6 protein-coding genes and 1 riboswitch are annotated in these 10,431 nt (G+C 56.4%); of the genes, 2 read left to right on the forward strand and 4 right to left on the reverse strand.

The window, feature by feature from the left end; all coding sequences use genetic code 11:
* Positions 1-184: 184 nt before the first annotated feature.
* The 4 genes from IC66_RS44640 to metE form a co-directional block, all read right to left on the reverse strand.
* The gene (locus IC66_RS44640; protein ID WP_014497780.1) at positions 185-370 is read right to left on the reverse strand and encodes a hypothetical protein; all 186 of its coding nucleotides are present in this window, start codon (positions 368-370) and stop codon (positions 185-187) included.
* Positions 371-2,527: 2,157 nt separating this feature from the next.
* Positions 2,528-3,400, reverse strand: a complete 873-nt coding sequence (locus IC66_RS0141300) for a glycine amidinotransferase (RefSeq protein WP_197535737.1) — start codon at positions 3,398-3,400, stop codon at positions 2,528-2,530.
* A 702-nt stretch (positions 3,401-4,102) separates the two neighbouring features.
* On the reverse strand, positions 4,103-4,309 hold the full coding sequence (locus IC66_RS0141310) for a hypothetical protein (RefSeq protein ID WP_026312600.1): 207 nt from the start codon (positions 4,307-4,309) through the stop codon (positions 4,103-4,105).
* Between the two features lie 2,028 nt (positions 4,310-6,337).
* The gene (gene metE, locus IC66_RS0141320; RefSeq protein ID WP_011084864.1) at positions 6,338-8,683 is read right to left on the reverse strand and encodes a 5-methyltetrahydropteroyltriglutamate--homocysteine S-methyltransferase; all 2,346 of its coding nucleotides are present in this window, start codon (positions 8,681-8,683) and stop codon (positions 6,338-6,340) included.
* 101 nt (positions 8,684-8,784) lie between these two features.
* Positions 8,785-8,986: riboswitch (cobalamin riboswitch) on the reverse strand.
* A gap of 351 nt (positions 8,987-9,337) precedes the next feature.
* Here metE and IC66_RS46920 point away from each other — a divergent pair.
* Both IC66_RS46920 and IC66_RS0141325 read left to right on the forward strand, forming a co-directional pair.
* Positions 9,338-9,628 carry a hypothetical protein gene (locus IC66_RS46920; RefSeq protein ID WP_131234261.1) on the forward strand — a complete coding sequence of 97 codons (291 nt, stop codon included), beginning with the start codon at positions 9,338-9,340 and terminating at the stop codon, positions 9,626-9,628.
* A 345-nt stretch (positions 9,629-9,973) separates the two neighbouring features.
* Positions 9,974-10,399, forward strand: coding sequence for a hypothetical protein (locus IC66_RS0141325; protein ID WP_244429250.1), 426 nt, complete (start codon positions 9,974-9,976; stop codon positions 10,397-10,399).
* Positions 10,400-10,431: the final 32 nt, after the last annotated feature.

Raw genomic sequence — 10,431 nt, forward strand, 5'->3', positions numbered from 1 at the left:
CTCATTCCGTCATCACCCAGTTTCCCGCATAGCTCAGGATGCTGGAGCCCCACCGCCACATTGAAACGCCATCCAAAAAACCCCTCAGCGCGAATCGGCAAACCCAATTTGCTAGAGAACCTTCTATGGGCACTGAGGGCGGCCTGCGAGCCGCCCTACCGTGCAAGTACCAGCGCGGCCCAAGCTACCGCTGATGTCCGAGTCCGATTCCAAGATTTAAGGCCTTCTGGCGGAGCGCACCGACACTGCGTTTGGTCATCTTTGCTATTTTTATCACCGGGGTCCTGGCCTTCGAGTGGACTTTGAGCTCCTTGATATCTGCCTTCGTCCATTCGCGCCGCTTAACGCTTTTCTTAGTTGCTTTCTTCACGATGAATGCTCCTTTTTAGCGGAGCGGCTTGTAACATAGTTTTCTCGGCGCGACGACGGTAAAAAAATAGACAATATTATAGGACATCGCGCCAAGTGTAAGCTTTGGCATGTCTTCCGAAGCGAGGTGTCTGCACTGTTGCAGCTGCGCAATTGTAAACTTCATACGCACGTCGCGTTCTGATAGCGTTCCAATCGACGCCTTTATATCCGGAGCTAAACAACCGACACGCTCTCGAATAAGCGAGAGCCAAATCGCGATAGAGATCAACAGGTCCAAATAAGGAGGTGCGCCCAGAGAACGGAAAGATGTTGTGTCTCCGCGATATTGCTTAGAGAGGTGGCTGACGAGAATGATTAAAGGCACACTCACCTTTGATCACGCGCTCTTTTTCAAGTTCGCTTTTGGTCGTATTCAACTCGCGCAAAGAGCGCCGCCGCTTGATGGCCTCGACTGAAGTGGTAGGTTATTGGTGAAGTTCACGCGCGCCGCGCCTCACATCCAAAATGCTCATATGTCGAGCTCGTTCTCCGAGTGCAGCCCGCTGCCAGTGATGCCCTCAATTCCAGTGCAAGATCATCATGCCCAATTTTCGGGATAAGAAATTTGCTGAAAATCCAGCACGACTGGCGTCCACCGCCGATCAGGACACCACAGGCGTAGACCGCTTAAAGACGAGCAGAGACCTTCGTCGGCTGCCTTCGCCAACCAATACATGGGGTTCTTGGTCCCCTTCTCGTATTTGACCCGGATGCCTTCCGGGAAATCAGTTTAGCCGACCGTCTCGATGACACTGATGTGCACGAAGAGGCCAAATCCTTCGTCCCTCAGGTCAATATCTTTGGTCGCGTTCAACGACTCCACAACACTGATTACAACGACACTGTTTCTAGATTGAATTTCGCAATCCAGTCGAACTGCATCACCACCAGCAAGGGTTCAAGCGGCTTTCCTCCACGTCGACATCGGTTTACGTCGGCTCAATCGCATGCCGTGGGACGCTTTCTGCCCGTGTTCGCTTCCAGCCGAGAAACCAAAGGGAGCGGCAGCTCAGCTTTCGGCTCTTGCGCGATCTCTCGCTCAACCTGCGCCTGCATAGTACCCCGATCTAAGTTTTCGAGCGCCTCAAGTACTCTCTTCCCTCTTCGGTGATAATCCAGCACCCGGCCTTCCGCTCGATCAGCTTTTGGCCGAAAACATCGAGTGGGGTCGCGCGGCTCGCAATCCGCTTCATACGGTCCGTCCACTCCGGGCCGCTGCTAAAATAGATAGCCAAATGCTGCTTAACGACTTCGATACTCGCCAGACCGTGCGGCTGCAGGCGAGTATCTTCAGTATCGACAACTGAAAACTCGCGCACGCCATCGACTTAAGGAAAAGCCCATATTACATATTTTGAGGTAAGCTCCAGAGCTGCGAGCCGCTTTTCAAAAGAGAGCTTCCTCCTAAAGCCGATTGCACGACACCCGCCTGCCGTCGCCGCGGTAAGCAACGCTTTTCGACTGCATCTTGCCAGGACTCTTCCGAAGAACGGTTCAGCATTAGATAGCTGCGTTGACTAGGAGCGTGAGGTGGTCTCGACTGCCGACTTCGACCGACTTGAGATCAAACGACGTCGGTAGTAGCCACGCCGTTGTACATCCTGACGAATGACGTCGCTCACGAAACGAACCGCCCGCTTCTTTCGTTTCCAATTCCCGCCCAATCCCGCGGGGATCGCAAAGCCTCTCGGCACGACCAAAAGATCGTTTCTTTGGTTCAAATAGATATCGAACATGTGGTGGCTCTTTTTCGCACAAGCGTAGATCGGCTGTTCACCGATCTGGTGACATCGAAGCAACAGTTTCCTTTAAGTCACTGGACGATCAAATGACATTCAAAAGCTCCCGTCCTGATAAGGGAAGACGGTCACGCGCACAATGGTGCCGCAAGATGTGAGCGTGTGCACGTCCCGACTTACGGCGCCCGGAGAGGCACCCGTCAATGTCGACCTCAAACGCGGCGGAGAGTCTATCTAGGTGGCTCAACTACGGCAATGCCAGCCTACGCTACGATTTTTCTCCCAACTAGCTGATGCAGCATAAGCTTCGCCAGGTATGAGGCTCCCAAAGCAGCGGCTTAGCAGATCGTTGCCCGGAAAGCAGACGATCGTCGGTACTAGCTGAAGTAATCCTCCGGCCCGCCTTCGCGAACCGTGTCGAGAGTAACGCAATGGAACCCACCGCCGAAGATCCGTCTATGGCGGCGCCGAACCGGGACAACCTGAAAGCTGAACTGTTCAAGGATCCGAGCCAGCTCGGGGCAGGCGTCGTTGACTAAGACGACGTCAGGAGCGACCGAGAGGACGTTGACATCAATGTAAAGACTGGACAACAGCAGATCGTCGTCGTTGTAAGCCGGAAAACTATTTTTGGTTGGCTCGGGCGCTACTATCATGTCCCAGTTGCGCATTGCTTCTGGCAAATAGTCCGCCACCTCGCGAGACCGCACGAGCAGCGGCCCCGGCGCAAGCGCTATGACCATACTATCAATATGGCTATCGCAGAGCTTGTAGGCACGGTGGATCCGAAATCGTCCTTGCAAATGGCGCTCAAGCCAATCACATGGCATCGCGTGATTCTTGGTAGCGATATTTACGACGAGGTCGCGTCCAACACGCAAACACTGCGCACCGTCCCACATCATCTCGAGGCCAACGTCATAGGGATGTGTTCCGGGATGGTGGATCGGTTCCGTTGGACCACCGGTCGTTGACAGGGCGTAGGAGCGGTCAAATGAACGGTTAGTCATCAACGGGCGCGGCATCACTGACCATCGCGCGCCTCGGTCGAAATAGGACGCGAAGATTGGCTTGAGAAATTGCGTCTCGAAGTATCGTGAGCGGAGCATAGGAGGGGTCTCGATCAATTCGTCTCCAACCACTAACGCTATGTCGCGGACATTGAGCGGCGGCACGACTGCGGCCAACCAAGCAAGGGTGCGAACCTCCACGGTGGACGCATCGAGTGTCATCGGTCGATGCACGGTCACGTTAAGCTTCCGCAACGTGTTCACAATTCCTTCGACGTCCTCATTCAGTTCGTCCAGGTAGCGGTCCTTGATCCGATGGCGGACCCGCGTGCCAGCTTGTGTGCCCGCTGCCGCGGAGGACAGACGCGGAGCAGCGCGATCGTCTGTTCTCTACCCACTGGGATGATCCCGCCTTGGCCGGCTGGTCAGATGCGCTCTACACCATTGCCGGATACGTGCTCTACACCACGAATTCAACCTATCTGACCTGGCAGGTTCGCCGGCGGATGACGTATTTGCCGTCCCTTCGGGATTCCATATACGGCTGCCGGCGTGGTTCAAATTGTATAATTGGAACGTTTGCCACAGTAAGGCTACCGCACGGAATGGCAGCGGGCGGAAGTAAGGCTGATGCGGAGCACCGCTGCCAAGGTTCGAAGTGGACGCCGGTCACTGTAAAAGGGCAAAGTCTCATCCGATTGAAGCGCGGAGCCGGACACAATGTCGTAGGCATGCTCGACGAACACGTCGTCGCGCCGGATGCCATAGCCGAAGAATACCATGACTGGCGAGGACGCCGGTGAATGTCACGGGCGTGAACTGAGAGCATTGGCCGGAGTTGAAGACCTTAAACTTCCTTGGAAACCCGGAAAGTGCGACGCCCTTGCAACTCAGGAGAGCTCGTCCTCGCGGAATGCTCGAAGATGATGTGGACGGATTGGCTCATGCAGGCGGTGTTCGAAGCTCCAGTACATCGGCGAAGATTGTCCAATCGCGGACCCGCCTTTGCCGGCAGAAATCGGTCTCCGCCTGCTGAGCAGCAGCACTCAGCGAGGCGGCATCGACCTTGAATGCTGCCTGGCACGCACGATGCTCGCCGCCGGCATCGTCGCAAACGATCTTCATAAACCGGACGCTAAATGAAGGCATGCCCCCTCTCTTTGTGTGGTTTGCTTATCCACTATTCTGCCATTCGCGCGGGGAGTATTTGATTTGCCTCAAGGAGCATCCCAAGAGGTCTGTCTGATCCTCCGAAGATAGGCCAAGAAAGTCCGCCGTGAACTTTACGAGTTGTCCGCGATAGTCTTGTGAACGACTGCCGCAAGTGCAGGCTTATCGCGGGCTGATTTCTGCCATGCGCCGGCGGCTATGCGCGCAAGCGATCGCTGGGCACCAAGAACCCCGAACTTGCATCGGCGGCCACCTGAAGACGCGATTGCAGAAGCCGCTCATCACGCTTGTCCTAGCCCACGTTTCGATAAGCCCGGTCCAGGACTTCAGCGCCGGAGCTTAAGGTCTATCAGCGCCCGGCAAGGCCACCGAGTGAAAGGCGAAGCATCAATTGACCGTCGGCGTGCACGGAGCAATGGCGAAAAGTTGTCCTAGCCATGGGCGTGGGTTGCACCTCAATTCAACGCGTTGGTCTGTTGCAGAGAACGCGAGGCGCTGGCTGAAGCGCGAGTTCGGAACATGTCGACGAGCGTCTGCGGCTGGTAGCGGTCACGAGCCTCCGATCCCGGACGCGCACAACTTTTTGACAAGCATCAATGCTGCAGCGGCTGCCTCTGATAGAAGTGGTCTTCTAGTAAGGTCAGACGCACGGCGGACCGAAATGCTTGACGCCCATGATGCTTTCTTGCCCGGGTACCCGCTGCCGTTCCTAGGACTGCTACCAGACGCAGCCGCAGCCGCGCGGCGGCCAATGACCGGCCACATGATAAATTGCGCCGACTTGCGACGGCATCTACTTTATCGGCCTGCGGGACGGCCCTGCTATGGGCTCAGAGCGATGCCGCCCATCTAACGGTGTTAAGAAAATGCGCGCGTGAGGGAGGCCCCCCACACACAACCAACACGATGACGCCGGAGGATAAGGAGATGTGTCTCACCAACAAGGGACGTGATATGACAGACGGCCGGACCATTTACCCTGCTCCGGGCCGGATTACTGGAGCTGGAGTCCAGTCTAACTTGTGCAGCACAGCTACAAATATCAACGGCCGAGGCCTTGAGCTGATCCAAATCAATTCGACCAAAGCTCAGATGTCGTTTCGTGGCGCAGATCTAAATATTTCAGTTCGCGAGCGGATCATGTTTCGTCACAACAGCGCATGGCCGATAGCCCTCCGCCGCGGCTGACGCGATCGAGAACGCGGGCCATCCGAACGTTATCGGCTTGGGCCCGTCCGCGCAGAACCCAAGCGATGTGCGCGGTGTTAACAAGGTTATCTGAATTTGTCACCCCGCAGCTATGAACACCGCCCAGCATCTAATGATCTGACATGGGAGCAGCTTGGAAAGGCGCCGCCCTTCGATCAGGATCTGGAGATTGCCGTGATCGAGGGTAATTCAATTCACCGGGTGGTCTTTCCTTGCCGCCGGATCTTCGGCGGATGGATCAACGCGAATACCGGAGAGCAAATCGCTGTGCGGCCGACGCATTGGCGTATCTGGCCCGGATAGCCGTTATTCCAAATGGATTGGCGTGAGTTGGGGTACGGAGTGCCTTTGACGTCCTCTCTTCGGAAACTATCTAGCGTGGATTGATTGAGGGACCCTGACGGCATCTCCGAGCGGACCGAATCCGCGCCGGTGCCTTGCGGTGTCCGTCAAGCATTAGTTTTCTCATTGCTGTCGCGGCCGTTGCCAACGTGCCCATGAGCGACAAATCACAGCCTAGACGGCCGCGTACCATGGCATGATTGAGCTGCGGCACTTCTGCTTGAATGGGTCGCAGATTTTCGGCGAATGTCGTCGCCTTGATCGAGCAGCCGGCAATTCTCCCGCGGCCGACGAAACTAGCGTAACGCGTCACCATCTTTTCTCCGAGACCGTACCTTCCCCGGTCCACGAAGTGGACCGGGCATTTTGTCAGCGGCAAGGATAGCCTCGATAATGTGGAAAGCGTAAATCACCATAACCCAATTAGCTTTGTCGAGAACAGACCGGAGCTCGGGATCAACGGATTTGCGGATCGGATGCAGCGCGCAGTTCGCGCGCGGCAGCGACCATGTTGGCGAGCGCAGGCCGAACCTCCTCCCATTTGCGCGTTTTTAGGCCGCAGTCCGGATTGACCCAGAGCTGAGAATCCTGCAAGCGCGTCCGAGCTAGCACGATCAGCTCCTTCATTTCGTCCGTCTCGGGAACGCGCGGAGAGTGAATGTCGTACACGCCCGGTCCGATTTGATTTGGATATTCGTACCTCCTGAACGCATCCAGCAGCTCCATTTTCGATCGCGACGTCTCGATTGAAATGACATCCGCATCCATTGCAGCGATCGCACCGATGATGTCGTTAAACTCTGAGTAGCACATATGTGTATGGATTTGCGTTTGATCGGTAACGCCCGATGAGCAGATGCGGAAGCAATCTCCGGCCCAATCGAGATATGCCTTCCAGTCCGACCGGCGCAATGGCAATCCTTCGCGAAGTGCAGCTTCGTCGATCTGTATCATCGCCGCACCGGCATTCTCGAGATCGCGGACTTCATCGCGCATCGCGAGCGCAAGCTGACGGCAGACCTCGCTTCTAGGAATATCATCGCGAACAAACGACCAGTTCAGGATCGTCACCGGTCCGGTCAACATCGCCTTCATCGGCTTACTAGTTAGTGATTGCGCGTAGCGCCACCATTCCACGGTGATCGGCTTCGGCCGCACTACATCGCCAAACAGGATCGGGGGCCTAACGCAGCGCGAACCATAGGACTGAACCCATCCATTCCTTGTAAATGCGAAGCCGGCGAGTTGCTCGCTGAAGTACTGCACCATGTCATTACGCTCGAATTCGCCATGAACGAGGACGTCAAGACCGATGTCCTCCTGCCAACGTACGGCGCGGGCTATCTCCTCTTTGAGGAACCTGTCGTATTGCTCCTCGCTCATCGCACCTCGCGCATGCGCCGCGCGAGCATTTCGCACCGCTGTGGTCTGCGGAAACGATCCTATCGTCGTGGTGGGAAAAGCCGGTAGTCCAAAGCGTTCCCTTTGGATCTCGGAACGACGGGCAAACGGGGTGGCGCGCTGGCGCATCGTCTGATCGATCGCCCTCATTCGGACAGCGACGTTGGCATTATGGATCTTCGGCGAGGTCCGGCGGGCAGTCGCAGCGCATTCCGACTCGGCAAGAGCTAGCCCAACATTCTGGTCGCCTGCGAGTACCCGCGCCAGGATCGCAAGCTCACGCATCTTCTGAACCGAGAAAGCAAGCCAGCTCTTGACGTCGGACGCGAGCCCGGTCTCGAGTTCAACATCGACCGGCACGTGAAGCAGCGAGCAGGATGGAGCGAGCTGTACACGGTGCCTGCCAAGCTTCGCAATCGAGGGCTTCAGCCGCTGACGGAGCGACGGCAAGTTCGACCGCCACACATTCCGGCCGTCGATGACACCGAGCGACATGACGAGATCACTTCGGCCGTCAGCAACGATCTGATCCAATAGTTCTGGCGCTCGAACCAAATCGACGTGCAGACCGGAAATTGGCAGGCTCAAGGCAGTATCCAGATTGTCGCCTAGGGCGCCGAAATAGCTCGCAAGCATGATCTTGATAGCGGGTCCCTCCTTTGCGAACCGGTTATAGGCGTGCAGCAACGAATTTCGCGCCGCCTCATCCAGATCAAGGACCAGGCAGGGCTCGTCAAACTGAACCCAACTTGCCCCTCGTTTGGCTAATTCATGCAGAAGGTCGATATAGACGGGTATCAGATCATCGAGGAGAGAGAGGGGCTGGAACGCACTATCGGTACTCTTGCCGAGCTTTAAAAATGTGACCGGCCCGATCAGGACAGGGCGGGTCTGAAAGCCAAGAGCCCTCGCTTCCTCATACTCTTCGACGGGTTTGCGAGAGCACAGTCTGAACGCCTGTCCCCGGTAAAACTCAGGAACCATGTAGTGGTAGTTGGTATCGAACCACTTGGTCATTTCCTGCGCGGGCACGCCAGATCCCCGCGGGCTCTGGGCGCAACTCGCATCCTGCTCGCCGCATTGCGATCCGCGGGCCATGGCGAAGTACGTTTGGAGCGAAACGGATTCTCCGTTCGCGGCGTAGATCTCCGGGATTGCGCCAACCATGACGCTTGTATCGAGCACCTGATCATACAGCGAGAAGTCGTTTGACGGAATGATCGTGACGCCGAGCGATTTTTGACGAGCCCAGTTCGCTGCGCGTAGGCCGAATGCGTCTTCGTGCAACTGCTGTTCACTAATCTTTCCAGCCCAGTAGCTTTCTAGAGCGAGCTTGAGCTCACGCCTTGGGCCGATGCGTGGCGTTCCGAGCGTAGCAACTGGAAGAGAGAGAGGAGACATAGCGTTAACCCCTGTTGGGGACAAAGGCCATGGCGGACGCAGGCAGGAGAAGTCGCGCGTGCGACGGCTGCTTGGCGCACCACCGAGACACCCCGCCCGTGGACCAATATATTGTCGGGGCCGGTCTCCTGGCTTGCTGGTCATCGCTGCTGTCCGGCCTTCCCGAAGCCGTGCAGGCTTCAGCGACATCGTCGGACAGCGGCTCGCCGCTCACAGTTGCGGGGGCAGAGCCGGCATTTGCACCGGCTTCCCTCTTAGCTCCGGATCAATGGGAACCGGAGAACCTCGACGACTTGGATTATCGGCAGGAGAACTCTTCCGTCAACCTCTCAGATTATGTGCAAGCTAATCTGCGACATCCGCTAGCCGAATGACCGTGCATCTCTGTGACTTCACCATCTAGAAACATTCTCTCATCAGAGATGTCATAATCAGACATATCCTTCTCAGATGCCGGATAAGCATCGGAGCTGCCTTGAGGCGGAGCCGCACGCTAAATTGATGAAAGGGACAGAAGCAGCCTGCCGGCGGGAGTACCGACGTTATATCAGAGCGCTTTCAATGCGGCTTTGCGATTTCCAGAGGTTCGCCCAGCACCTCAGCTAGCCAGCTCTTCGCTCAACTAAAGGATCTGCGGCGAATAGGCCAAGGCACGTGGCGAAATTTAGCAACTGGCGAGGGGTTGATTTGCGTGCCACCCAGACTTCAGAGCTGGGATCAAGCCGGCTTGGTGCTTGGCAATCACGCAGCTCGAACGCGGGCGGCACGATAGCGAACCACACAGCTCAATGGCGGCAAACCCACTTCCGTCCACAGGCATCCGGCATCGAGGCGTTCAACTCTTCTGCTAAATATCCGGTGCGGGACATGGATGCACAAGCTGCGGCGGATACGCCAAACAGAAACATCGAAAACATGCAAAGGTCGGAAAGTCGACAAGAGTGACACAAACTCCGTGAAATTTTCCGCCTATTGCCTGGCACGAAGAATGCAGACCCTCGGAATGCCCAGTCTCCTCCTCTGGGCAGGTCCAGCTCAGCCAATTGACGCAGTCGCTGCCGGGGAAGTTAGCTGCGCATGACATAGAGGGGAGCGCCTGCTCGCGCGGGACAGCTAGCGGGTGCATCCCCGTAAACTTCTTGCGATGGCATAGCAGGTTCGAGGTTGCCTGCTTCACAAGATATTTGGATGAAACGCGATAGGCCGAGGGTTATGAAGAGAATGCCTGGAAGACCCGCGCTATGGCTTAGCGTGGTCGGATTTTTAATCTGCCTCGCCTGGCCGGCTGCCATGAGCAATAATATTCGGGCCAGCGACAGTCCCCTTGTCGAACGACTGAAGTCAACTTGGCGAGCGCAAGATGGTGAGACGATAGAACAAATTATCTCCAATGTCTCGAAGGTGGCACAGTTCGTGCCTCAAATGTGGGGCGTTGTTGAACTTGGCCAAAACGACTTTATTTTCGTTTCGTGGACCAGACACCGGGACAACAAATCGGACGAACAGTACGTTATCGCCTGGAAGATCGCCCTCGACGGCACGCTTGAACTTGCGTCGACTTATGCGAAGCCGATGGAATTGGGCTGGCGCGCCCTGGCGCTCTCCCTAATCGCCAGTGAAGTCGCAGATGGCGAAAGGGACGCAAATCTTCGCTTTCTGCATGATCCGGCCAACTTCAACTTTGTGACTACCCCGCAAGGCCGGCTCGGCGATTGACCTTGCCCCCAAGTTTTATCCAGTCCTGAGTT

The sequence above is a fragment of the Bradyrhizobium genomosp. III genome (genome assembly GCF_000261705.1).
Taxonomy (GTDB): Bacteria; Pseudomonadota; Alphaproteobacteria; order Rhizobiales; family Xanthobacteraceae; genus Bradyrhizobium; species Bradyrhizobium ottawaense.